The organism is Variovorax sp. MHTC-1, from assembly GCF_003984645.1.
In the GTDB taxonomy this organism is placed as follows: domain Bacteria; phylum Pseudomonadota; class Gammaproteobacteria; order Burkholderiales; family Burkholderiaceae_C; genus Variovorax.
Map to the genome: position 1 here is coordinate 181,646 of NZ_RWKI01000007.1, position 22,915 is coordinate 204,560.

Genomic DNA, 22,915 nt, shown 5'->3' on the forward strand with positions numbered 1-22,915 from the left:
CATGCCGGCGGCTCGAACACCGGTCACGGCCGAAGCGCTGGTTGAGGCAGACGGCCCGCAGCAGCGCCGCGCCATCGCCAAAGCCATCACGCTGCTCGAATCCACGCGCCCCGATCACCGCGCGCAGGCCGACGAGCTGCTGACGGCGCTGCTGCCGCACACCGGCAAGTCCTTCCGGCTCGGCATCTCGGGCGTGCCCGGGGTCGGCAAGTCGACCTTCATCGAGACGCTGGGCCTGTACCTGATCGGCCAGGGCCATCGCGTTGCGGTGCTCACGATCGACCCTTCGTCCACGGTCTCGGGTGGCTCCATCCTCGGCGACAAGACGCGCATGGAAAAGCTGTCGGTCCATGAGCGCGCCTACATCCGGCCCAGCCCCTCGAGCGGCACGCTGGGCGGGGTGGCCGAGAAGACGCGCGAGGCGATGCTGGTGTGCGAAGCGGCCGGCTACGACATCGTGATTGTCGAGACCGTGGGCGTCGGCCAGAGCGAAACCGCGGTCTCGGGCATGACCGACATGTTCGTGCTGCTGCAGCTGCCCAACGCGGGCGACGATCTGCAGGCGATCAAGAAGGGCGTGATGGAGCTGGCCGACCTGGTCGTCATCAACAAAGCGGACATCGACAAGGATGCCGCAACGCGTGCGCAGGCCCAGATCACTTCGGCGCTGCGGCTCTTCGGCCACCACGGCAATCCGGCGCACGCGCAGGCCCTGCACGCGGCCCATGCGGTGCCGGGATCGCCCGAAGCGGAGATCCGCTTCTGGCTGCCCAAGGTGATCCAGCTGAGCGCACTGCTGGGCACCGGCGTCGATGCCTTCTGGGACGCGGTGCTGCAGTTCAAGGCCCTCCAGACAGCCAACGGCAAGCTCGCTACGCGCCGCGAGAAACAGGCGCTCGCGTGGATGTGGGAACGCATCGACGCGGGACTCAAGCAGGCCTTCCGCCAGCATCCGCAGGTGCGCGAGCTGCTGCCGGAAGCCCTGGCCCAGGTCGCGGCCGGCACGCTGCCGGCCTCGACTGCCGCACGCAATCTGCTCGCAGCCCAGGCGGGACGGGCGCAGTTCAACACTTCCGACGGGACGACATGAAAGAAATCCTCGAACAACTCGAAAAGCGCCGCGCGCAGGCGCGGCTCGGCGGTGGCCAGAAGCGCATCGAAGCCCAGCATGCCAAGGGCAAGTTGACGGCGCGCGAGCGCATCGAGCTCCTGCTCGACGACAACACCTTCGAAGAGTGGGACATGTTCGTGGAGCACCGCTCCAGCGACTTCGGCATGGCCGACAACAAGATCCCGGGCGATGGCGTGGTCACCGGCTACGGCATGATCAACGGCCGGCTGGTGTTCGTCTTCAGCCAGGACTTCACCGTCTTCGGCGGCGCGCTCAGCGAGGCGCATGCCGAGAAGATCTGCAAGGTGATGGACCAGGCCATGAAGGTCGGCGCACCGGTCATCGGCCTCAACGACTCGGGTGGCGCCCGCATCCAGGAGGGCGTGGCCTCACTGGGCGGCTATGCCGAGGTGTTCCAGCGCAACGTGATGGCCTCCGGCGTGGTGCCGCAGATCAGCATGATCATGGGCCCGTGCGCGGGCGGCGCAGTGTATTCCCCGGCCATGACCGACTTCATCTTCATGGTGCGAGACAGCTCGTACATGTTCGTCACCGGCCCCGATGTCGTGAAGACGGTGACACACGAGGACGTGACCGCCGAGGAGCTCGGCGGCGCATCGACACACACCACCAAGAGCGGCGTGGCCGACATGGCCTTCGAGAACGACGTCGAAGCGCTGATGATGCTGCGCCGGCTCTACAACTACCTGCCGCTCAACAATCGCGAGAAGGCGCCGGTGCGCCCGAGCGGCGATCCGGCCGATCGCGCCGACCTGTCGCTCGACACGCTGGTGCCCGACAACCCGAACAAGCCCTACGACATGAAGGAGCTGATCGTGAAGGTGGTCGACGACGGCGAGTTCTTCGAGCTGCAGCCCGACTACGCGAAGAACATCGTGATCGGCTTCGCGCGCATGGAGGGGCAGAGCGTCGGCATCGTCGCCAACCAGCCGCTGGTGCTGGCCGGGTGCCTGGACATCAAGTCCTCGATCAAGGCTGCGCGCTTCGTGCGCTTCTGCGATGCTTTCAACATCCCGGTCGTCACCTTCGTCGACGTGCCGGGCTTCATGCCCGGCACCAGCCAGGAGTACGGCGGCATCATCAAGCACGGCGCGAAGCTGCTCTATGCGTACGCCGAGTGCACGGTGCCGAAGATCACGGTGATCACGCGAAAGGCCTACGGCGGCGCCTACGACGTGATGTCATCGAAGCACCTGCGCGGCGACGTCAACCTCGCCTGGCCGCGTGCCGAGATCGCGGTGATGGGCGCCAAGGGCGCGGTGGAGATCATCTTCCGCGAGGACAAGAACGACCCGGAGAAGCTGGCGGCGCGCGAGGCCGAGTACAAGGCGCGCTTCGCCAATCCCTATGTGGCGGGCACGCGCGGCTACATCGACGACGTGATCCTGCCGAGCGAAACGCGCAAGCGCATCTGCCGCAGCCTGGTGATGCTGCGCGAGAAGAAGCTCGACAACCCCTGGCGCAAGCACGGGAACATTCCTCTGTGAACAGGCTCTCCCACAGGCTACGCGCACTTCGTGTCGCTACGCCAACCCCCTCACCGGGGGCAACACCAGCGGCCCGGCAAAGCCGGTTCCGCGGTGTTCCCCGAAAAGCCATTGCTTTCACTGGATACGACCATGTTTAAGAAGATCCTTATCGCCAATCGCGGAGAGATCGCCTGCCGCATCATCAAGACGGCGAAGAAGATGGGCATCCAGACCGTTGCGGTCTATTCGGACGCCGACAAGGACGCGCGCCATGTCGAACTGGCCGACGAGGCCGTGCACATCGGCGGCTCGCCCAGCCGCGAGAGCTACCTGCAGGCCGAGCGCATCATCGCCGCCTGCAAGAAGACGGGCGCCGAAGCCGTGCACCCAGGCTACGGCTTCCTGTCGGAGAACGAAGGCTTCGCGAAGAAGGTCGAGGAAGAGGGCATCGTCTTCATCGGACCCAAGCACTACTCGATTGCGGCCATGGGCGACAAGATCGCCTCGAAGAAGCTCGCGAACGAGGCCAAGGTCAACACCATCCCGGGCTGGAACGATGCGATCGAAACGGCAGAGCGCGCAGTCGAGATTGCGCGCGAAATCGGCTATCCGGTGATGATCAAGGCCTCGGCCGGCGGCGGCGGCAAGGGCCTGCGTGTGGCGCACGACGACAAGGATGCCTTCGACGGCTTCACCTCCTGCCGCAACGAGGCGCGCAACAGCTTCGGCGACGACCGAGTGTTCATCGAGAAGTTCGTGGAGGAGCCGCGCCATATCGAAATCCAGGTGCTTGGCGACGCGCACGGCAACGTGATCTACCTGAACGAGCGCGAGTGCTCGATCCAGCGCCGCCACCAGAAGGTGATCGAGGAGGCGCCGTCACCCTTCATCAGCGAGGCGACGCGCAAGGCCATGGGCGAGCAGGCCGTGGCGCTCGCCAAGGCGGTGGACTACCAGAGCGCCGGCACGGTGGAGTTCGTGGTCGGCAAGGACCAGAGCTTCTACTTCCTCGAGATGAACACGCGGCTGCAGGTGGAGCATCCGGTGACGGAGGCGATCACCGGGCTCGACCTGGTCGAGCTCATGATCCGAGTGGCCGCGGGCGAGAAGCTGCCGCTGGCGCAGGAAGAGGTGCAGCGCAACGGCTGGGCCATCGAGTGCCGCATCAACGCCGAAGATCCGTTCCGCAATTTCCTGCCGTCGACTGGACGGCTGGTGCGCTTCCAGCCGCCGCAGGAAACCCTGTTCGCGGCCGAGCGCCCGGCTTCGAGCGCTTACGGCGGCGTGCGGGTCGACACCGGCGTCTATGACGGCGGCGAGATCCCGATGTTCTACGACTCGATGATCGCCAAGCTGATCGTGCACGGGCGCGACCGCAACCATGCGATCGCGCTGATGCGCGAGGCGCTCAACGGCTTCGTGATCCGCGGCATCAGCAGCAACATCCCGTTCCAGGCCGCGCTGCTCGCGCATCCCAAGTTCGTGAGCGGCGAGTTCAACACCGGCTTCATCGCCGAGCACTACGGCAAGGGTTTCCATGCCGAGGACGTGCCGCATGACGATCCGGATTTCCTGCTCGCGCTGGCAGCCTACATGCACCGGCGCTACCGCGCGCGCGCCTCGGGCATCAGCGGGCAGCTCGAGGGGCACGGCGTGAAAGTGGGCGAGCAGTTCGTGGTCGTCGTGCTAGACGCCGCGGGGCAGCATGCGCACACGCCCGTCACCGTCACCGATTTCCAGGGGCGGACCGGCTCCAGTGCGGTCGCGGTGGGCGCCCACAGCTACAAGATCGACAGCCAGGCGCCGCTCGGCAGCGTCCGTGTCGAGGGCACGGTCAACAGCCGCGCGTTCACCGCGCAGGTCGAGCGCGGCGCCGGCAAGAATCCGCTGGCGCTGCGCGTTGCGCACAACGGCACGCAGATCGAGGCGTTGGTGCTCTCGCCGCTCGGTTCGCGCTTGTTGAAGCTCATGCCCTACAAGGCGCCGCCGGATCTCAGCAAGTACCTGATGTCGCCGATGCCGGGTCTCCTGGTCGAGGTCTCGGTGCAGCCGGGCCAGCAGGTGCAGGCCGGCGAGAAGCTCGCGGTGATCGAAGCCATGAAGATGGAGAACGTGCTCTTCGCCACGCAGGACGGTGTGGTCGGCAGCATCTCGGCGGCCAAGGGCGAATCGCTCGCGGTCGATCAGGTGATTCTGGAGTTTGCATGATGGGTGCCAGCGATCTTTCGGCGGCGAAGTCCGTCATGCTTCATCGGCCGGCCGCCAGGCCGACGGTGCGCGGCCCGTGGCCGGTCGAGGCCGTGCAGGCCTTGCTCGACAAGCCCTTCAACGACCTTCTGTTCGAGGCGCAGACCGTGCATCGTGCGAACTTCCCCGAGGGCGACATCGAGCTGGCGACGCTGCTGTCGGTCAAGACCGGCGGCTGTCCCGAGAACTGCGGCTATTGCCCGCAATCGGCCGAGTTCGACACCGGCGTGAAGGCGCAGAAGCTGATGGAGGTCGACGAGGTCGTGCGCGCCGCGCAGGCCGCCAAGGACGCCGGCGCCACGCGCTTTTGCATGGGCGCGGCCTGGCGCGCGCCCAAGGACCGAGACGTCGAGAAGGTGGCGGTGCTGGTGGAAGCAGTCAAGGGCCTGGGCCTGCAGACCTGCGCCACGCTGGGCATGCTCGAGCCGCAGCATGCGAAGCAGCTCAAGGCCGCGGGTCTGGACTACTACAACCACAACCTCGACACGGCGCCCGAGTACTACGGTGACATCGTCGACACGCGCACCTACCAGGACCGGCTCGACACGCTGGGCCATGTGCGCGCCGCCGGTATCAGCGTGTGCTGCGGGGGCATCGTCGGCATGGGCGAGACGGCGGTGCACCGTGCGGGGCTGATCGCGCAGCTGGCCAACCTCGACCCCTACCCCGAGTCGGTGCCGATCAACAGCCTGGTGCGCGTGCCTGGCACGCCGCTGGCCGATGCGGACCCGATCGATCCGTTGGATTTCGTGCGCATGATCGCCGCGGCCCGCATCACGATGCCCAAGGCCCGCGTGCGGCTGTCGGCCGGCCGGCAGCAACTGGGCGAGGCCGTGCAGGCGCTGTGCTTCCTGGCCGGCGCCAACTCGATCTTCTATGGCGACAAGCTGCTGGTGACCGGCAACCCGGACGTGGAAGCCGACGTGCAGCTGCTGCGCAAGCTGGGGCTCGAGGCGCGGCGGACCAGCGAACAAGGAGCATGTGCATGAACCGTCCTTTCAAGGTGCTCGGCATCCAGCAGATCGCGATCGGCGGACCCGACAAGACACGCCTGCAAAAGCTCTGGGTCGAAATGCTCGGCCTCGAAGTGACCGGCACCTTCAAGAGCGAGCGCGAGAACGTCGACGAGGACATCTGCGCCATCGGCAGCGGCCCCTTCAAGATCGAGGTCGATCTGATGCAGCCGCTCGATCCCGAGAAGAAGCCGGCCGTCCATGCCACGCCGCTGAACCACGTGGGCCTGTGGATCGACGATCTTCCGGCCGCCGTCGGATGGCTCGGTGCCCAGGGCGTGCGCTTCGCGCCGGGCGGCATCCGCAAGGGCGCCGCCGGTTTCGACATCTGCTTTCTGCATCCCAAGGGCAACGAGGAGTTCCCGATCGCAGGCGAAGGCGTACTGATCGAACTCGTGCAGGCGCCGCCGGAAGTGGTAGAGGCTTTTTCGGCCCTCTGACCCACGAACGCCGAGGCAGGGCAGCAGGGTGTAGTGGATCAGGTTTTCTTGCCGTCGGCGCGCGTTGCGGCCGTCGCGCGCGCGCGTGCCAGGGCGGCTTCGATCACGGCACGCTTGCGGTCCGGCGCCGCTTCGGGCGCTTTGGCGACCCTGGGTTCGTCACGCTTCTCGCGCCGCTTGCCGTGCGCCTCATAGCGCTTGCGTGCCTGATCGGCCTGCGCCTGCGACCAGGCTTGCCAGCCGCTCTTGCCAGGCGTCGCCACTTCAAGCGATATGCAATCGACCGGGCAGACCGGAATGCAGAGTTCGCAGCCTGTGCAATGCGCTTCGATCACGGTGTGCATGCGCTTGTGGATGCCGAGGATCGCATCGGTCGGGCAGGCATCGAGGCACAGCGTGCAGCCGATGCACCAGGCTTCGTCGATCACGGCCAGGGCGCGGGGGCCCTCGCTGCCGAACTGCGGGTCGATCGGCCGCACCGGCTGGGCGGTGAGTTGCGACAGGCGCGCCACGCCTTCAGCGCCGCCCGGCGGGCATTGGTGGATGCCGGCACCGCCGTCTGCGATGGCTTGTGCGTACCCCGCGCAATCGGGATAGCCGCAGCGCGTGCACTGCGTCTGGGGCAGTGCGTCGAGGATGCGTGCGGCCAGCGCGTTCACGGCCCCGCGGTCGTCAACGCGCAGCGCCGCGCGTCCGCCGCGCCGGTGCGGACTTGCGCGCCACGGTAGGGCGCTTGGCCGCCGCAGCGGCCTTGACCGTGTCTTCGGCCGTCACGATGGAGCGACCGACGCGCTTTTGCGGCTTGTCGTGCGCGGCGATGAAGGCCTTCACCTCGGGGTAGACCCGTTCGCGCCAGCGGCGGCCGCTGAAGATGCCGTAGTGGCCGGCGTCCTTGACTTCGTAGTGCTGCTGGTGATCCGGCGTGATGCCGGTGCACAAGTCGTGCGCGGCGCGGGTCTGGCCGGAGCCCGAGATGTCGTCCAGTTCGCCTTCGATGGTCAGGAGGCCGGTCGAATGGATGTCCTGCGGTCGTACGCGCTCGAGCACGCCTTCGGGGTTCTTCACTTCCCAGGTGCCGTTGACGAGCTCGAACTTCTGGAACACGGTCCGGATGGTGTCGAGGTAGTAGTCCGCATCCATGTCGAGCACGGCGTTGTACTCGTCGTAGAACTTGCGGTGCGCTTCGGCGCTCGCGTCGTCGCCTTTGATCAGGTCCTTGAAATAGTCGTAGTGGCTGGTTGCATGGCGATCCGGATTCATCGCGACGAAGCCGGTGTGCTGCAGAAAGCCAGGGTACACGCGGCGGCCGACGCCCGGAAAGCCCTGCGGCACCCGATAGATCACGTTGTTCTCGAACCACTCGTAGCTCTTGTTCATCGCCAGGTTGTTGACGGCGGTGGGCGACTTGCGGGCATCGATGGGGCCGCCCATCATGGTCAGCGACAGCGGAACCTTTTCGCCGCGGCTGGCCATCAGCGACACCGCGGCCAGTACCGGCACCGTGGGCTGGCAGACGCTGATCACGTGGCAGTGGCCGTACTCGGCCTCCAGGTGCCGGATGAACTCCTGGACGTAGTTGATGTAGTCGTCGAGGTGGAATTCGCCTTCGGACAGCGGGACAAGGCGGGCGTTGACCCAGTCGGTGATGTAGACCTTGTGGTCCTGCAGCAAGGTGCGCACGGTGTCGCGCAAGAGCGTTGCGTAGTGCCCAGACAACGGCGCCACGATCAGCACCACGGGCTGGCTCTTGAGCGTCTGCAGGGTGTGCGGCTCGTCGGTGAAGCGCTTAAAGCGCCGCAGCTGGCAGAACGGCTTCTCGATCTCGATGACTTCCTGGATCACCACATCGTCGCCGTCGACCTTCACGGTCTTGATGTCGAACTCGGGCTTCTCGTAGTCCTTGCCCAAGCGGTAGAGGAGGTCGTAGCCGGCAGCCATGCGCTGCGAAAGCGGCGTCTGGCCGAAGACGGCGCCTTGGCCGTAGAGCTTGGAGGCAGCCTGCGCGAAGTCGGCGAACGGCTCCATCAGGGAGCGTTGTGCTTCGTAGAGTTGGTACAGCATGAGGTCTGCGTGTTAGGAGATGTTGCGATGCAATATATCAGCGGCGCAGACCAAAAGTGCTAGGCACAAACACCCAATTGGTCTGGCCAATTCGTATCAGATGACCTTGGCGATACTCTGGCAGACGTAGTCGATGTTCTTGCTGTTGAGCGCGGCCACGCACATGCGGCCGGTGTCGGTGCCGTAGACGCCGAACTCTTCGCGCAGGCGCACCATCTGGTCCTTGCTGAGGCCCGAATAGCTGAACATGCCGATCTGGGCGGTGATGAAGCTCATGTCTTGCTTGACGCCGGCAGCCTTGAGGCCGTCGACCAGCTTCTGGCGCATCGCCTTGATGCGCACGCGCATCTCGCCGAGCTCCTTTTCCCACAGCGCACGCAGCTCCGGCGTGCCGAGCACAGTCGCGACCACGGCGCCGCCGTGCGTCGGCGGGTTGCTGTAGTTGGTGCGGATCGCGATCTTGAGCTGGCTCAGCACGCGCGCGGCCTCTTCCTTGCTCTCGCACAGCACCGAGAGAGCGCCGACGCGTTCGCCATAGAGGCTGAAGCTCTTGGAGAAGGAGGTCGAGACGAAGAAATCCAGGCCGGCAGCGACGAACTTGCCGATGGCAGCGCCGTCTTCCTGGATGCCGTAGCCGAAGCCCTGGTAGGCCATGTCGAGGAAGGCCACAAGCTTCCTCGACTTGACGGCCTCGACCACCCGGTCCCACTGGGCCGGCGTGATGTCGTAGCCGGTCGGGTTGTGGCAGCAGGCGTGCAATACGACGATGGTGCCGGCCGGCGCGGCGTTCAGCGCGCTCAGCATGCCGTCGAAGTCGATGCCGCGCTTGGCGGCGTCGTAGTAGGGATAGCTTTCGACCGGGAAGCCGGCGTTGGTGAACAGCGCGCGGTGGTTTTCCCAGCTCGGGTCGCTGATCAGCACCTTGGCATTGGGGTTGAGCTTCTTGAGGAAGTCGGCGCCGACCTTGAGGCCACCGGTTCCGCCCAGGCCCTGAATGGTCGCGACGCGGCCGGAATTCACCGGCTCGCTGTCGGCGCCGAACACCAGGCCCTTCACTGCGTTGTCGTACGCCGCGATGCCGTCGATCGGCAGGTAGCCACGCGCCGTGGGTGTCTTGGTCATGCTTTGTTCGACCGCCTGCACGCACTGCAGCAGGGGCAGCTTGCCGTTGTCGTCGTAGTAGACGCCGACGCCGAGATTGACCTTGTTGGGATTGCTGTCGGCGGCGAATTGCTCGTTGAGGCCCAGGATCGGGTCGCGCGGCGCCATCTCGACGGCGGTGAACATTGACATGGAAAGTCCTTTGGGGGGTGATCGATGCACGGAACGCCGGATCAGCGTTTAAGCTTTCCGGTTGCCTTGAATTTTACCGGCCGCGCCGCCAACTCCCAGGGTCCACGCCATGCCAGAAGCCACCGAAGTCATTCCCGAGCCGCAACACGCCGACCCCGTCGGTCCTGCGAAGCAGGGCGAATTCATCAAGTTCCCCGGTTCGCCCTTCGAGCTTTACCAGCCTTATCCGCCTGCGGGCGACCAGCCGGACGCGATTGCCGGCCTGGTCGAGGGCGTGCAGGACGGCGAGGTGTTCCAGACCCTGCTCGGCGTCACCGGCTCGGGCAAGACCTTCACCATGGCCAACGTGATCGCCCGGCTGGGCCGGCCGGCCATCGTGTTCGCCCCCAACAAGACGCTGGCGGCGCAGCTCTACAGCGAGTTCCGCGAATTCTTCCCGAAGAACGCGGTCGAGTACTTCGTGAGCTACTACGACTACTACCAGCCTGAGGCCTATGTGCCGCAGCGCGATCTGTTCATTGAGAAGGACAGCTCGATCAACGAGCACATCGAGCAGATGCGGCTGTCGGCCACCAAGAGCGTGCTGGAGCGGCGCGACACCGTGATCGTGGCCACGGTGAGCGCGATCTACGGCATCGGCACGCCCGAGGATTACACGCAGATGCGCTTCATCATGCGCACCGGCGATAAGATCGGCCAGCGCGACGTGATCGGACGGCTGATCCGCATGCAGTACACGCGCAACGAGCAGGATTTTTCACGCGGCTCCTTCCGCGTGCGCGGCGACACCATCGACGTATTCCCGGCCGAGCACAGCGAGCTGGCGATTCGCATCGAGCTCTTCGACGACGAGATCGAGACGCTGCAGCTTTTCGACCCGCTCACGGGGCGCATCCGGCAGAAGATCCCCCGCTTCACGGTGTATCCGTCGAGCCACTACGTGACGCCGCGCGACAAGGTGCTGAGCGCGGTCGAGACCATCAAGCTCGAGCTCGACGCGCGGCTCAAGGAATTCGTGAGCCAGGGCAAGCTGGTCGAGGCGCAGCGGCTCGAGCAGCGCACGCGCTTCGATCTTGAAATGCTGGCCGAGATCGGCCATTGCAAGGGCATCGAGAACTACACGCGGCACCTTTCCGGCGCCGCGCCGGGCGAGCCGCCCGCGACGCTGACCGACTATCTGCCGAAGGACGCGCTGATGTTCCTCGACGAGAGCCACCAGATGATCGGCCAGCTGGGCGGCATGTACAACGGCGATCGTGCGCGCAAGACGACGCTGGTCGAGTACGGCTTCCGGCTGCCTTCGGCGCTCGATAACCGGCCGCTCAAGTTCGACGAGTTCGAAACCCGCATGCGACAGTGCATCTTCGTCTCCGCCACGCCGGCGCAGTACGAGAAGGACAATGCCGGCAACGTGGTCGAGCAACTGGTGCGGCCGACCGGACTGATCGACCCCGAGGTCGAAGTCCGACCCGCCACTCACCAGGTGGACGATGTGCTGCAGGAAATCCGCCTGCGCGTCGACAAGAACGAGCGCGTGCTGATCACGACGCTGACCAAGCGCATGGCCGAGCAGTTGACCGACTACTTGGGCGACAACGGCGTCAAGGTGCGCTACCTGCACAGCGACATCGACACGGTGGAGCGCGTCGAGATCCTGCGCGATCTGCGTCTCGGGACCTTCGACGTGTTGGTCGGCATCAACCTGCTGCGCGAGGGCCTCGATATTCCCGAGGTGTCGTTGGTGGCGATCCTCGATGCCGACAAGGAAGGCTTTCTGCGTGCCGAGCGTTCGCTGATCCAGACCATCGGCCGGGCGGCGCGCAATCTGAACGGCAAGGCCATCCTCTATGCCGACCGCATGACCGACTCGATGGTCAAAGCCATCGGCGAGACCGAGCGGCGGCGCGCGCGGCAGATCGCCCACAATGAAGCCCACGGCATCACGCCGCGCAGCATCGTGAAACAGGTGCGCGACCTGATCGACGGCGTCTACAGCGAAAAATCGACCAAGGAAGCCGCCAAGCGCGATCTCGAGCGCGCGAAGGTCGAGGACATGTCCGAAAAGGACGTAGCGCGCGAGATCAAGCGGCTGGAAAAGCTCATGCTGGAACATGCGCGCAACCTCGAGTTCGAGAAAGCCGCCCGGGTGCGCGACCAGCTGGCGTTGCTGCGCGAGCAGGCTTTCGGGGCACCCGGCAAGGACAACATCGCCATACCGGCCGCGGACGACGCGGGCGCTTAACGCTGTCCGAGCTTTCAATCGGGTTTACCCGAGCAAGCCGGAGGGCCTTCTGCTATACTTGAGCGAAATACTCAAGAAAACGAACTTCGCGATGAAGAACCGGCTCCTACCGACTGGATCACCAGCGGAAAGTGGGTCGGGAAGGGCGGAGACGGCGTCACCGAAGCCCACGACAGCCGCGGTGTCATTTCAACGGTAAGCACTCAAAGGAGCTTGCGATGCGTCTCACTACCAAAGGCCGTTTTGCGGTCACAGCCATGATCGATCTGGCACTGCGCCAGAACACCGGTCCCGTCACGCTGGCCGCGATCAGCCAGCGGCAGCAAATCTCCCTTTCCTACCTTGAACAGCTGTTCGGCAAGCTGCGCCGCCATGAGTTGGTCGAATCGACTCGTGGCCCGGGCGGCGGCTACTCGCTCGGCCGCAAGGCAGCGGACATCACCGTGGCCGACATCATTGTTTCTGTCGACGAACCCATCGATGCCACGCAGTGCGGCGGCAAGGAAAACTGCCTGGGTGAGGCCGGTCGTTGCATGACGCATGAGCTGTGGGCCTCGCTGAACCAGCGCATGGTCGAGTTCCTCGATTCCGTCACCCTGCAGAAGCTGGTGGACGACCAACTCGCCAAGGGCGTGCAGATCGAGAACAAGCCGGCGGTCAAGCGCGCGATTTCGAGCCAGCCGGTGGTCAAGCCGATCCGGGTCAACGCCCCGAATTCGGTGTTCGCACTCGGCAACGCCTTCGCCAAGTCGTGATCCGGGGCGCCTCACGGCGCCCGCTCGATCCGCTTTGACCCCGTTTCGACAAGATAAACCCGCCAGCCTGAGCCAGCTATGGACGTCACTCCCCATTTCCCGATCTATCTCGACTACGGCGCGACGACGCCAGTCGATCCGCGCGTCGTCGACGCGATGATTCCCTGGTTGCGCGAGCATTTCGGCAACCCGGCGTCGCGCAGTCATGCCTGGGGTTGGGAAGCGGAAGAAGCCGTCGAGAAGGCGCGTGCCGACGTGGCGGACCTGATCGGCGCCGACCCGCGCGAAATCGTCTGGACTTCGGGCGCCACCGAGTCGAACAACCTCGCGCTCAAGGGCGCGGCGCACTTCTACAAGGGCAAGGGCAAGCACCTGATCACGGTCAAGACCGAGCACAAGGCCGTGCTCGACACCATGCGCGAACTCGAGCGCCAGGGCTTCGACGTGAGCTACCTGGACGTTCAGGAGAATGGCCTGCTCGATCTCGAGGTCTTCAAGGCCGCGATTCGTCCCGACACCATCCTCGCGAGCGTGATGTTCGTGAACAACGAAATCGGCGTGATCCAGGACGTGGTGACGCTCGGCAACATCTGCCGCGAAAAGGGCGTGATCTTCCACGTCGACGCGGCGCAGGCCACCGGCAAGGTCGAAATCGACGTCAAGAACCTGCCGATCGACCTCATGAGCCTGGCTTCGCACAAGACCTACGGCCCCAAGGGCATCGGCGCGCTGTACGTGCGCCGCAAGCCGCGCGTGCGGCTGGAAGCCCAGATGCACGGCGGCGGTCATGAGCGCGGCATGCGCTCGGGCACTTTGCCCACCCACCAGATCGTCGGCATGGGCGAGGCTTTCCGCCTCGCCAAGCTCGAGATGAAGGAAGACATTGCCAAGGCGCGTGCCTTGCAGCAGCGTCTGCTCAACGGCCTGAAGGACGTCGAGCAGGTCTTCATCAACGGCGACCTCGAACACCGCGTGCCGCACAACCTCAACATGAGCTTCAACTATGTCGAGGGCGAGTCGCTGATCATGGGCATCAAGGGCCTGGCGGTGTCGAGCGGCTCGGCCTGCACGTCGGCCAGCCTGGAGCCCAGCTATGTGCTGCGCGCGCTCGGCCGCAGCGACGAGCTTGCGCACAGCAGCCTGCGCATGACGATCGGCCGTTTCACGACCGCTGAAGAAATCGACTACGCGATCTCGACCATCAAGCACAACGTCGCCAAGCTCCGCGAGCTGAGCCCCCTGTGGGAGATGTTCCAAGACGGCATCGACATCAGCACGATCCAGTGGTCGGCGCATTAACCAAGATTGAGAGGTACACCATGGCATATTCATCCAAGGTCATTGACCACTATGAAAACCCCCGCAACGTCGGTTCCTTCGAGAAGGGCGACGACTCGGTGGGCACGGGCATGGTCGGCGCACCGGCGTGCGGCGACGTCATGAAGCTGCAGATCAAGGTCAACCCCGAAACCGGCGTGATCGAAGATGCACGCTTCAAGACCTACGGTTGCGGCTCGGCGATCGCGTCCTCTTCCCTCGTGACCGAATGGGTCAAGGGCAAGACGCTCGACGAAGCGGCCGCGCTGAAGAACGCGCAGATCGCCGAAGAACTGGCGCTGCCGCCGGTCAAGATCCATTGCTCGATCCTCGCGGAAGACGCGATCAAGGCGGCCGTCAGCGACTACAAGGCTAAGCACGGCGTTGCCGTGGCAAGCACGGAAGCCGTTCACTGACATGGCTGTGACCCTGACCGAAGCTGCTGCGCGCCACGTCACCCGCTACCTCGGGAAGCGAGGCAAGGGCGTGGGCGTGCGGCTGGGTGTCAAGACCACGGGTTGCTCGGGCCTAGCCTACAAGCTCGAGTACGTGGATGAACTGGCGCCCGAAGACGTGGTGTTCGAAGACCATGGCGTGAAAGTGCTGGTCGACCCCAAGAGCCTGGCCTACATCGACGGCACGCAGCTGGATTTCGTGCGGGAGGGCCTCAACGAGGGCTTCAAGTTCAACAACCCGAACGAACGCGACCGCTGCGGCTGCGGCGAAAGCTTCCGTATCTGATTGCCGATCGGCTTCGCCTCCGAGCCGCCAGCATGTCATGTGCTGGCGGCTTTTCAATGAGCAAATGCCCCCACGTTCGGCACTACGTGCCCTCTCTGCCCCCGGGGGGGCGCAGGCCGTCCTAGGGGCGGCCCGGCGGACTGCCTGATGAATCTGAACGACACCGACTTCGAACTTTTTGCCGTGCCTGCCCGCTTTACGCAGGACCGTGCCGCGCTGGACGCGCGCTGGAAGGAATTGCAGCGCGAGGCGCACCCCGATCGCTTCGCGGCCCAGGGCGCTGCGGCCCAGCGTGTCGCGATGCAGTGGTCGGTGCGCATCAACGAGGCCTATCAGCGGCTCAAGGACCCGATCAAGCGGGCGAGCTATTTGTGCGCGCTGAACGGCTCCCCCATCGATGCCGAGAACAATACGGCGATGCCTTCGGATTTCCTCCATCAGCAGATGGAATGGCGCGAGGAGCTCGATGACGCGCGCGACGCCGCCGCGCTCGACAAGCTACGCGCAGAGGTCGAGGCTGGCCGCGCGCGTGCGCTTTCGTCACTCGAGTGGCTGATCGACGAGAAGGGCGATTACCCCGGCGCTGCACGACAGGTGAGAGCCCTCATGTTCATAGAGCGCTTTGCCGAAGATATCGAAGCCAAGTCCGAGCAGTGGGGACAATAGCGGGATGACTTGCCCCCACGCTCATCACTTCGTGTATTCGCTGCCCCCGGAGGGGGCGCAGGCCCCCCTTGGGGCCGCCCGGCGGGAGGCCTGATGGCATTGCTCCAGATTTCAGAACCGGGCCAGGCGCCCGATCCGCACCAGCGCCGCATCGCGGTCGGCATCGACCTGGGCACCACGCATTCGCTGGTGGCGGCGGTGCGCAGCGGCGTGGCCGAATGCCTTCCCGACGCCGAAGGCCGCGTGGTGCTGCCGTCGGCCGTGCGCTACCTCGACAAGGATCGCCGCCAGATCGGCTTCGAGGCACTGGCCGCACGCGCCATCGATCCCGCCAACGTCATCACCTCGGTCAAGCGCCTCATGGGGCGCGGCGTGCAGGACATCGCGAATCGCGATGCCATGGCCTACCGCCTGAGCGGCGATGCGGGCATGGTGAAGGTGCAGACCGTGGCGGGCGAGAAGTCGCCGGTCGAGGTGAGCGCCGAAATCCTCGCGACCTTGCGCTACCGGGCCGAAGACACCTTCGACGACGAGCTCTACGGCGCCGTGATTACCGTGCCTGCGTACTTCGACGAGGGCCAACGCCAGGCCACGAAGGACGCGGCCCAACTCGCCGGGCTCAATGTATTGCGCCTGATCAGCGAGCCGACGGCGGCCGCGATCGCGTACGGCCTGGACAACGCGAGCGAAGGCCTCTACGCGGTCTACGACCTCGGCGGCGGCACCTTCGACATCTCGATCCTGAGGCTCACGCAGGGCGTGTTCGAGGTCATCGCGACCGGCGGCGACTCTGCGCTGGGCGGCGACGACTACGACCATGCGCTGGCCGATCTCGTGCTGGCGCAAACCCGACGCGAGACGCAGAGCGACATCGACAAGGCGGTACTGCTGGTCGCCGCCCGGGCGGCCAAGGAGGCACTGTCGGACGCCGAATCCACCGCCTTTACTGCTGACCTAGCAGGCGCCCCGATGCGCGTCGAAATCCGGCGCGAGCAGTTCGAGGCGGCCACCGCCAGCCTTACCGCACGCACCATTGCAGCCGTGCGCAAGGCGCTGCGCGACGCGCGCCTTCAGCCGGGCGAGTTGCAAGGCATCGTGCTGGTCGGCGGCGCCACGCGCATGCCGCAGATTCGTCGTGCCGTCGCCGACTTCTTCGGCCGCGAGCCGCTCGTCAACCTGAACCCCGACGAAGTCGTCGCGCTGGGCGCCGCGATCCAGGCGAATCAACTCGCCGGCAACGGAGGGGTCGACGACTTGCTGCTGCTCGACGTGATTCCGCTCTCGCTCGGAATAGAGACCATGGGCGGGCTGGTCGAGCGCATCGTGCCGCGCAACCAGACCATCCCGACGGCCATGGCGCAGGACTTCACGACCTACCAGGACGGCCAGACCGCGCTGGCGCTGCACGTGGTGCAGGGCGAGCGCGACCTGGTGGCCGATTGCCGCAGCCTGGCGCGCTTCGAGCTGCGCGGCATTCCACCGATGGCCGCGGGCGCCGCGCGCATCCGCGTCACCTTCACCGTCGATGCCGATGGGCTGCTCAGCGTAAGCGCGAAGGAGCAGGGCAGCGGTGTGGAAGCGAGCGTCACGGTCAAGCCGTCCTACGGCCTCTCCGATGACCAGATCGCTGCCATGTTGCAGGAAAGCTTCTCGACCGCAGAGCAGGACATGCAGGCGCGCGCGCTGGTCGAGGCGCGCGTCGATGCCGACCGCATGCTGCTGGCCACGCAGAGCGCGCTGGACGCCGACGGCGAGCTCCTGAGCGCCGAGGAGCGCCGGGCGATCGAGGCGCTGATGGCGGCGCTGCGCGAGGCGCGAAGAGCCAATGACGCTGCGGTCGTCGAAGCAGCGACCAAGGCGTTGGCGGACGGCACCGAAGCTTTCGCTGCCGAGCGGATGAACGCGGGCATTGCGCGTGCGCTCTCGGGCCGTCAGATCGAATCCCTCTAGAACTCCCAATGCCCACGATCAAGATCCTTCCCCATTCCGAATACTGCCCGCAAGGCGCGGAGATCAGCGTGCCGGCCGGCACCTCGATCTGCGAGGCGCTGCTGGAGAACCACATCAATATCGAGCACGCCTGCGAAATGAGCTGCGCCTGCACCACTTGTCACGTCGTGGTGCGCAAGGGGCTCGAATCGCTGAACGAGGCAGAGGAGGGGGAGGAAGATCTGCTCGACCGCGCCTGGGGACTGGAGCCGCAGTCCCGGCTGAGCTGCCAGGCGATACTTGCGCAAACCGACCTGACGGTCGAGATCCCCAAATATTCGATCAACCACGCCAAGGAAAACCACTGATGTCGCGCCAGATTGTCCTGGACACCGAAACCACGGGACTTTCGGCAGAGAACGGCGACCGGGTCATCGAACTGGGCTGCGTCGAGCTGTTCAATCGCAAGCTCACCGGCAACGACCTGCACATCTATTTCAATCCGGAGCGCGAGAGCCACGAAGACGCGCTCAAGGTACACGGGCTGACGACCGATTTCCTGCGCGACAAGCCGAAGTTCGCCATGTTGGCGAACGACATCGTCGAGTACCTGCGCGACGCCGAGCTGATCATCCACAACGCGGCCTTCGACGTCGGTTTCCTCAACAAGGAATTCGAGCTTGCCGGCCTGCCGCCGCTGCGCAGCTTCGTCGGCGAGGTCACCGATACGCTGGCGATGGCGAAGGCGGTCTATCCCGGCAAGCGCAATTCGCTGGACGCGCTGTGCGACCGTTTCGGCGTCGACCGATCGAACCGGACCTTCCACGGCGCCAAGCTGGATGCGCAGTTGTTGGCGGACGTCTACATCAACCTGACGCGCGGCCAGGATGCGCTTCTGATCGACATCGCGTCGAACGAGCCGACGACGGGCGCGGTGGTGCTGATCGACCTGCGCAGCTTCGAGCTGCCGGTGCTGATGGCGACGGAGCACGAACTTTCCGCGCACGAAGAACTGCTGGCGCAGCTCGACAAAGCCAGCAGGGGCCAAACGCTTTTCCGGCAAATCGACGAAAGCGCTGTGGCATAATTGCGGGCTTCGCGCCACACGGCACGAAAATCCATCCGACGCACCGCGCGTCGGACATCATTTGATTCGACGCCGACGGCGTCGAGGGGCGGTTAGCTCAGGGGTAGAGCACAGCATTCACACTGCTGGGGTCGGAGGTTCGAAGCCTCCACCGCCCACCAATTTCCTTCCTCGTCTGTTCGTGTCGGCTGGTGCCGACGCGAACTGCGGCTGTGCGCTGGTTGTCGCGCGCCGCAAAGCGCGTAGACACGAGGGAAAGGAGAAGCGACCATGGCCACGAGTCCCGATCTTCCGACGCCCATCACCCCCGATCCGCCCGACGTGCCGGAGCTTCCGGTCGAGCCGGACCAGGGTCCTGTGACGCCGCCGGGCAATCCTTCCGATCCCGAAAACCCGTTCACCGTAGAGCCGGAATGAGCCACGCGGACGTGCGCCCGCTTAAGCTCGCCGAATGGATGAATTCGATTGCGCCGTCATCGGCGCCGGTGTCGTGGGCTTGGCCGTCGCCCGAGCGCTTGCGCAAAAAGGCCGCGAGGTCATCGTGCTCGAGGCTGAAGGGGCCATCGGCACCGGCACCAGTTCCCGCAACAGCGAGGTGATCCACGCGGGCATCTATTACCCGGAGGGTTCGCTGAAGGCGCGGCTGTGTGTCGAAGGCAAGCAACTGCTCTACGACTACGCGACCAAGCGCGGCCTGCCGCATCGTCGCTGCGGCAAGCTGATCGTGGCCACGGCGCCGGCGCAGGTCGCTCAGCTGGAGGCGATTGCCGCCAAGGCGCGGGCCAATGGCGTCGACGATCTCGTGCTTCTTTCGCGCGAGGAGGCGCGCGCGATGGAGCCGAATCTCGAATGCCTTGCCGCCCTGCATTCGCCGAGCACAGGCATCGTCGACAGCCATGCACTGATGCTGAGCCTGCAGGGCGATCTCGAGGATGCGGGCGGCGTCGTGGCCCTCAAGTCGGCGGTCGTGCGCGCAGAGTGCGCGGACGATGCGATCGTCCTGCTGGCCCAGGACGGCACTGCCTTGCATTGCAACAGCGTCGTGAACGCGGCCGGCCTGGCCGCGCCCGCGCTTGCACGGCGCTTCGAAGGCTTGCCCGCGAGCGCGGTGCCGTCCGCCCATTTCGCCAAGGGCAGCTACTTCACGCTGGCGGGCCGCGCGCCATTCAGTCACCTGATCTACCCGGTGCCTGAAGCGGCAGGCCTTGGCGTGCACCTGACGCTCGATCTGGGCGGCCAGGCCAAGTTCGGTCCCGATGTCCAGTGGGTCGACTCGCCCGACGACCTGGTCGTCGATCCGAAGCGCGGCGACGGCTTCTATGCCGAGGTGCGCAAGTATTGGCCGGCGCTGTCCGACGGCGCGCTCATCCCTGGCTATGCGGGCATCCGGCCGAAGATCTCCGGTCCGGGCGAGCCTGCGCGCGATTTTTTGGTCGAAGGCCCCGCCACCCATGGCGTCCCGGGGTTGGTCAATCTGTTCGGCATCGAGTCGCCGGGACTCACCAGCAGCCTGGCGATCGGCCGGCATGTGGCCGCATTGCTGCCGTAGACCCGCGAGGCCATGTACCATGGAACGCCACGCCGCTTGCCGGCGTGAATCCGCCGGCGCGGTGCCGGTGCAATCCTCGGAGGGAAGATTTCAATGACTGCATCCTCAAATCTCGAAGCGGCGGCCAACGCCGTGGCCGAAGACATTGCCAGCGACGTTCGCGGCGTGCTCGCTAGCAAGGATCTCGACACCTTGCCCCACATCAAGGCCTTGCGCCAGCGCATCGACAGCAAGCTGGCCATCGCCCGCGAGCTCGCGGCGGAGAAGAGCAAGCTTGCCGCCAAGAAGGCGCGTGAAGCGGCCAACACCGCGAATGCCTACGCCCATGACGAGCCGTGGCAAATCGCCGGTGCAGCCTTGGCGGTGGGCGTGCTGGTGGGTTTGCTGCTTGGTCGCCGCTGAACTTCGCCGATTCGGCCCGAACGAGGGCGGCCCCGGGGGCTTCGCATGAAGCTCCTGTCCCTGTTCGGGCTGGAATCCCGCCTTCGCCGGCTGCGCATCGCAGCCGGCGAAGGTGCCCTGGCTGCCGAAGACCGTGTGCAGTTGCTGCGGCTGGCATGGGAAGAGGAAAAGCAGCGCCTGCAGCTGATGCTGGTCCTGGTGATCGCGGTGATCGGGCTCACGACGGTGGCCGTCGCCTTGCTGTCGGTGGCTGTGGTCGTGCATTTCTGGGAGACGCCTACCCGCGTTGCAGCCGCCTGGACGGTGGCCGCGGTGTGGATAGGGCTCTGGCTGGTTGCGGCCGCGGCGTTGATGCGCACCTTGCGCAAGACCTCGGAGGCCTTCGACCCGGCACGCGGCGAGTTCGAGCGCGACTGGGAATGGGTTCAAGGCCGCTTCGGGCTCGGCGACGAGGGCGAGGCGCCACCGCGTGAACCCAGGCCCCGGACCCGTGAGGAACTGCTCCAGCGCATCGCGCGCCAGCGCGAGCGCATCGCGACGCTGCAAGGCGCATCGTCGGAAAAGGCCGATGCACCCCCTATGGACGAGTCCCCCAGCGCTGCAGCGCTGCGGATCGCGCGCGAGCATCCGGTGGCGACCGGTGTCGTGACGGCCGCTGTCGTGGCGGTGCTCGGCCCGCGCCGCGTGCTGCGCTGGGCGGCTGTGGTCGTCCCGGTGCTGTGGCGGATGCGTTGATCCGGATTGCGGCTCAGGCGCTGCGCTTGCGCAGCGCCTGGGCGGCCTGGCGTACAAGCGCCGGACCACGATAGATGAGGCCGGTGTAGATCTGCACGAGATCAGCGCCGGCGGCGATCTTCGCCTCGGCATCCGCTGCGCTCAGAATCCCGCCGACGCCGATGATCGGAAAATCACTGCCTAACGCCGATCGCAGCTGACGGATCACGCGGTTGCTCGCTTCCCTGACCGGCGCACCCGAGAGGCCGCCAGCTTCGTTCGCATGCGGCAGGCCCGCCACCGCGTCGCGCGCCAGCGTGGTGTTGGTGGCGACGACGCCGTCCATGCCGTGGCGGCGCAGCGTGGCCGCGATCACCCGAACCTGGGCCTCGTCGAGATCCGGTGCGATCTTCACGAACAGCGGAACCCGCTTGCCATGCCGTGCGGCGAGTGCAGCGCGCTTGTCCGCCACCGCGCCGAGCAGCGCATCGAGCGCCTCGTCGCTCTGAAGCGAACGCAGATTGGCGGTGTTGGGGCTGGAGATGTTGATGGTCACGTAGTCGGCATGCGGGTAGACGCCGTCCAGGCACACCAGGTAGTCGTCGACCGCCCGCTCGATCGGCGTCGCGGCGTTCTTGCCGATATTGAGCCCCAGCAGCATCGGCCTCTTCGAATCGTCCCGGCGAAAGCGCGCGCGCTGAACGTTGGCCAGGAAAGCGTCGAGCCCTTCGTTGTTGAAGCCGAGCCGGTTGATCAGCGCGTCGCGCTGCGGCAGGCGGAACATGCGCGGCTTCGGATTTCCGGGCTGCGCCTTCGGCGTGACCGTGCCCACCTCGACGAAGCCGAAGCCCATGGCGGCAAAGGCGTCGATACAGCGCGCGTTCTTGTCGAGTCCGGCAGCGAGCCCGACCCGGTTCGGGAACGAAAGGCCGGCCAGCGTGCGCCGGTCCTCGATGCGGGGTGCCGCGTAGACGCAGGCCAGCGGCGTGTTCTGCGTGCGCGCCAGCGCGTCGAGCGTCAGCTCATGGGCGTGCTCGGGATCGAAGCCGAAAAGGAAAGGTCGGGCAAGACCGTAAAGAGAGGAGGGGAGCAGCAGGGACATCGGATAATTCTGGACTTCGTAGCCCCAAGGATTCTCTCCGATGACTTCCCCCGCTCCCGCATCGGCCCTGACCCAGGACGAACTCAAGGCGCAGGTCGGCCGCGCAGCCCTCGCCCACGTGGTGAAAGGCGAGATCGTCGGCGTCGGCACCGGCTCGACGGTGAACAAGTTCATCGACGCGCTGGCGACGATCAAGGGCGACATCCGCGGCGCGGTATCCAGCTCGGTGGCGTCCACCGAACGCCTCCATGCGCTCGGCATCCCGGTGTTCGACAGCAACGAGGTCGAGGAACTGGCCGTCTACATCGACGGCGCCGACGAGATCGACGGCCGCGGCTACATGATCAAGGGCGGCGGCGCCGCGCTCACGCGCGAAAAGATCGTTGCCGCCCAGTCCAGGCGCTTCGTCTGCATTGCGGATTCATCCAAGCGCGTGAATACGCTCGGCGGATTCCCGCTGCCGGTCGAGGTGATCCCGATGGCGGCACAGCGCGTGGTACGGCAGTTCGCGCGGCTCGGCGGCATGGCCCAGGTGCGCGAGAAGGACGGCGTGGCGCTGGTCACCGACAACGGCCAGCACATCATCGATGTGACGGGCCTCCGGATCACCGACCCCCTCGGCTTCGAGAGCGAGGTGAATCAATGGCCCGGCGTGGTCACCGTGGGGGTGTTCGCCCACCAGCGGGCCAACGTGTGCCTGCTGGGCACGCCGTCCGGCGTGCAGACGCTTCGCTTCGACTGAGCGGGCGGTCAGGC

At 65.8% G+C, this 22,915-nt stretch carries 23 protein-coding genes and 1 tRNA gene; 20 read left to right on the forward strand and 4 right to left on the reverse strand.

The window, feature by feature from the left end; genetic code table 11:
* Position 1 precedes the first annotated feature (1 nt).
* The 5 genes from meaB to EJI01_RS14540 all read left to right on the forward strand — a co-directional run bounded on the left by meaB (position 2) and on the right by EJI01_RS14540 (position 6,301).
* Positions 2-1,090: a methylmalonyl Co-A mutase-associated GTPase MeaB gene (gene meaB, locus EJI01_RS14520; protein WP_126837856.1), complete on the forward strand. Its 1,089-nt coding sequence runs from the start codon at positions 2-4 to the stop codon at positions 1,088-1,090.
* A complete protein-coding gene (locus EJI01_RS14525) occupies positions 1,087-2,619 on the forward strand; it encodes an acyl-CoA carboxylase subunit beta (protein ID WP_126837857.1) in 1,533 nt (510 codons plus the stop codon). Before meaB ends, EJI01_RS14525 begins: the two co-directional genes overlap by 4 nt.
* Positions 2,620-2,751: 132 nt before the next feature.
* Complete coding sequence (locus EJI01_RS14530; RefSeq protein WP_126837858.1) at positions 2,752-4,809, forward strand: acetyl/propionyl/methylcrotonyl-CoA carboxylase subunit alpha; 2,058 nt, start codon at positions 2,752-2,754, stop codon at positions 4,807-4,809.
* Positions 4,809-5,837 (forward strand): biotin synthase BioB, encoded by a 1,029-nt coding sequence (gene bioB, locus EJI01_RS14535; protein ID WP_126837972.1) that lies wholly within the window; start codon positions 4,809-4,811, stop codon positions 5,835-5,837. The genes EJI01_RS14530 and bioB overlap by 1 nt, the downstream gene beginning before the upstream one ends.
* Positions 5,834-6,301 carry a VOC family protein gene (locus EJI01_RS14540; RefSeq protein WP_126837859.1) on the forward strand — a complete coding sequence of 156 codons (468 nt, stop codon included), beginning with the start codon at positions 5,834-5,836 and terminating at the stop codon, positions 6,299-6,301. The genes bioB and EJI01_RS14540 overlap by 4 nt, the downstream gene beginning before the upstream one ends.
* 38 nt (positions 6,302-6,339) lie before the next feature.
* On the opposite strand, the gene EJI01_RS14545 is transcribed toward EJI01_RS14540, so the two are convergent.
* The 3 genes from EJI01_RS14545 to EJI01_RS14555 all read right to left on the reverse strand — a co-directional run bounded on the left by EJI01_RS14545 (position 6,340) and on the right by EJI01_RS14555 (position 9,655).
* Positions 6,340-6,960 carry an RnfABCDGE type electron transport complex subunit B gene (locus tag EJI01_RS14545; RefSeq protein ID WP_126837860.1) on the reverse strand — a complete coding sequence of 207 codons (621 nt, stop codon included), beginning with the start codon at positions 6,958-6,960 and terminating at the stop codon, positions 6,340-6,342.
* Between the two features lie 13 nt (positions 6,961-6,973).
* Complete coding sequence (locus EJI01_RS14550; RefSeq protein WP_126837861.1) at positions 6,974-8,362, reverse strand: polyhydroxyalkanoate depolymerase; 1,389 nt, start codon at positions 8,360-8,362, stop codon at positions 6,974-6,976.
* 96 nt (positions 8,363-8,458) lie between these two features.
* The gene (locus EJI01_RS14555) at positions 8,459-9,655 is read right to left on the reverse strand and encodes an amino acid aminotransferase (RefSeq protein ID WP_126837862.1); all 1,197 of its coding nucleotides are present in this window, start codon (positions 9,653-9,655) and stop codon (positions 8,459-8,461) included.
* Positions 9,656-9,764: 109 nt separating this feature from the next.
* Between EJI01_RS14555 and uvrB the strand changes: the two genes are divergently transcribed.
* From uvrB to EJI01_RS14625, 14 genes are all read left to right on the forward strand, one after another.
* Entirely contained in the window at positions 9,765-11,897 is a 2,133-nt protein-coding gene (gene uvrB, locus EJI01_RS14560; protein WP_126837863.1) for an excinuclease ABC subunit UvrB, read from the forward strand.
* Positions 11,898-12,115: 218 nt separating this feature from the next.
* A complete protein-coding gene (gene iscR, locus EJI01_RS14565; protein ID WP_126837864.1) occupies positions 12,116-12,652 on the forward strand; it encodes a Fe-S cluster assembly transcriptional regulator IscR in 537 nt (178 codons plus the stop codon).
* A 78-nt stretch (positions 12,653-12,730) separates the two neighbouring features.
* Positions 12,731-13,951 (forward strand): IscS subfamily cysteine desulfurase, encoded by a 1,221-nt coding sequence (locus EJI01_RS14570; protein WP_126837865.1) that lies wholly within the window; start codon positions 12,731-12,733, stop codon positions 13,949-13,951.
* 20 nt (positions 13,952-13,971) lie between these two features.
* Positions 13,972-14,385: a Fe-S cluster assembly scaffold IscU gene (gene iscU, locus EJI01_RS14575; protein WP_126837866.1), complete on the forward strand. Its 414-nt coding sequence runs from the start codon at positions 13,972-13,974 to the stop codon at positions 14,383-14,385.
* A gap of 1 nt (position 14,386) precedes the next feature.
* A complete protein-coding gene (gene iscA / locus EJI01_RS14580) occupies positions 14,387-14,710 on the forward strand; it encodes an iron-sulfur cluster assembly protein IscA (RefSeq protein WP_026346233.1) in 324 nt (107 codons plus the stop codon).
* A 147-nt stretch (positions 14,711-14,857) separates the two neighbouring features.
* Positions 14,858-15,376, forward strand: a complete 519-nt coding sequence (gene hscB / locus EJI01_RS14585; RefSeq protein ID WP_126837867.1) for a Fe-S protein assembly co-chaperone HscB — start codon at positions 14,858-14,860, stop codon at positions 15,374-15,376.
* Between the two features lie 93 nt (positions 15,377-15,469).
* Positions 15,470-17,326 (forward strand): Fe-S protein assembly chaperone HscA, encoded by a 1,857-nt coding sequence (gene hscA / locus EJI01_RS14590; RefSeq protein WP_126837868.1) that lies wholly within the window; start codon positions 15,470-15,472, stop codon positions 17,324-17,326.
* An 8-nt stretch (positions 17,327-17,334) separates the two neighbouring features.
* A complete protein-coding gene (gene fdx, locus EJI01_RS14595; RefSeq protein WP_126837869.1) occupies positions 17,335-17,673 on the forward strand; it encodes an ISC system 2Fe-2S type ferredoxin in 339 nt (112 codons plus the stop codon).
* The gene (gene dnaQ / locus EJI01_RS14600) at positions 17,673-18,392 is read left to right on the forward strand and encodes a DNA polymerase III subunit epsilon (RefSeq protein ID WP_126837870.1); all 720 of its coding nucleotides are present in this window, start codon (positions 17,673-17,675) and stop codon (positions 18,390-18,392) included. Before fdx ends, dnaQ begins: the two co-directional genes overlap by 1 nt.
* 86 nt (positions 18,393-18,478) lie before the next feature.
* Positions 18,479-18,553, forward strand: a tRNA-Val gene (locus tag EJI01_RS14605).
* A gap of 109 nt (positions 18,554-18,662) precedes the next feature.
* Positions 18,663-18,809, forward strand: a complete 147-nt coding sequence (locus tag EJI01_RS14610; protein ID WP_126837871.1) for a stereocilin — start codon at positions 18,663-18,665, stop codon at positions 18,807-18,809.
* Between the two features lie 34 nt (positions 18,810-18,843).
* Positions 18,844-19,941: an NAD(P)/FAD-dependent oxidoreductase gene (locus tag EJI01_RS14615; RefSeq protein ID WP_126837872.1), complete on the forward strand. Its 1,098-nt coding sequence runs from the start codon at positions 18,844-18,846 to the stop codon at positions 19,939-19,941.
* A 93-nt stretch (positions 19,942-20,034) separates the two neighbouring features.
* Positions 20,035-20,343, forward strand: coding sequence for a glycine zipper domain-containing protein (locus EJI01_RS14620; protein WP_126837873.1), 309 nt, complete (start codon positions 20,035-20,037; stop codon positions 20,341-20,343).
* Positions 20,344-20,388: 45 nt separating this feature from the next.
* The gene (locus tag EJI01_RS14625; protein WP_126837874.1) at positions 20,389-21,078 is read left to right on the forward strand and encodes a phage holin family protein; all 690 of its coding nucleotides are present in this window, start codon (positions 20,389-20,391) and stop codon (positions 21,076-21,078) included.
* A gap of 13 nt (positions 21,079-21,091) precedes the next feature.
* On the opposite strand, the gene EJI01_RS14630 is transcribed toward EJI01_RS14625, so the two are convergent.
* Complete coding sequence (locus tag EJI01_RS14630) at positions 21,092-22,159, reverse strand: quinone-dependent dihydroorotate dehydrogenase (protein ID WP_126837875.1); 1,068 nt, start codon at positions 22,157-22,159, stop codon at positions 21,092-21,094.
* Between the two features lie 40 nt (positions 22,160-22,199).
* On the opposite strand from EJI01_RS14630, the gene rpiA reads away from it, so the two are divergent.
* Complete coding sequence (rpiA, locus tag EJI01_RS14635; protein WP_126837876.1) at positions 22,200-22,901, forward strand: ribose-5-phosphate isomerase RpiA; 702 nt, start codon at positions 22,200-22,202, stop codon at positions 22,899-22,901.
* Positions 22,902-22,915 lie beyond the last annotated feature (14 nt).

Coding starts and splice junctions, on each gene's coding strand:
- meaB (WP_126837856.1), top strand. CDS start 2: ATGCCGGCGGCTCGAACACCGGTCACGGCCGAAGCGCTGGTTGAGGCA.
- iscU (WP_126837866.1), top strand. CDS start 13,972: ATGGCATATTCATCCAAGGTCATTGACCACTATGAAAACCCCCGCAAC.
- dnaQ (WP_126837870.1), top strand. CDS start 17,673: ATGTCGCGCCAGATTGTCCTGGACACCGAAACCACGGGACTTTCGGCA.
- rpiA (WP_126837876.1), top strand. CDS start 22,200: ATGACTTCCCCCGCTCCCGCATCGGCCCTGACCCAGGACGAACTCAAG.
- EJI01_RS14615 (WP_126837872.1), top strand. CDS start 18,844: ATGGATGAATTCGATTGCGCCGTCATCGGCGCCGGTGTCGTGGGCTTG.
- EJI01_RS14630 (WP_126837875.1), bottom strand. CDS start 22,159: ATGTCCCTGCTGCTCCCCTCCTCTCTTTACGGTCTTGCCCGACCTTTC.
- EJI01_RS14530 (WP_126837858.1), top strand. CDS start 2,752: ATGTTTAAGAAGATCCTTATCGCCAATCGCGGAGAGATCGCCTGCCGC.
- EJI01_RS14620 (WP_126837873.1), top strand. CDS start 20,035: ATGACTGCATCCTCAAATCTCGAAGCGGCGGCCAACGCCGTGGCCGAA.
- hscA (WP_126837868.1), top strand. CDS start 15,470: ATGGCATTGCTCCAGATTTCAGAACCGGGCCAGGCGCCCGATCCGCAC.
- EJI01_RS14625 (WP_126837874.1), top strand. CDS start 20,389: ATGAAGCTCCTGTCCCTGTTCGGGCTGGAATCCCGCCTTCGCCGGCTG.
- EJI01_RS14525 (WP_126837857.1), top strand. CDS start 1,087: ATGAAAGAAATCCTCGAACAACTCGAAAAGCGCCGCGCGCAGGCGCGG.
- iscA (WP_026346233.1), top strand. CDS start 14,387: ATGGCTGTGACCCTGACCGAAGCTGCTGCGCGCCACGTCACCCGCTAC.
- uvrB (WP_126837863.1), top strand. CDS start 9,765: ATGCCAGAAGCCACCGAAGTCATTCCCGAGCCGCAACACGCCGACCCC.
- EJI01_RS14540 (WP_126837859.1), top strand. CDS start 5,834: ATGAACCGTCCTTTCAAGGTGCTCGGCATCCAGCAGATCGCGATCGGC.
- hscB (WP_126837867.1), top strand. CDS start 14,858: ATGAATCTGAACGACACCGACTTCGAACTTTTTGCCGTGCCTGCCCGC.
- EJI01_RS14610 (WP_126837871.1), top strand. CDS start 18,663: ATGGCCACGAGTCCCGATCTTCCGACGCCCATCACCCCCGATCCGCCC.
- bioB (WP_126837972.1), top strand. CDS start 4,809: ATGGGTGCCAGCGATCTTTCGGCGGCGAAGTCCGTCATGCTTCATCGG.
- EJI01_RS14550 (WP_126837861.1), bottom strand. CDS start 8,362: ATGCTGTACCAACTCTACGAAGCACAACGCTCCCTGATGGAGCCGTTC.
- EJI01_RS14570 (WP_126837865.1), top strand. CDS start 12,731: ATGGACGTCACTCCCCATTTCCCGATCTATCTCGACTACGGCGCGACG.
- fdx (WP_126837869.1), top strand. CDS start 17,335: ATGCCCACGATCAAGATCCTTCCCCATTCCGAATACTGCCCGCAAGGC.
- EJI01_RS14555 (WP_126837862.1), bottom strand. CDS start 9,655: ATGTCAATGTTCACCGCCGTCGAGATGGCGCCGCGCGACCCGATCCTG.
- iscR (WP_126837864.1), top strand. CDS start 12,116: ATGCGTCTCACTACCAAAGGCCGTTTTGCGGTCACAGCCATGATCGAT.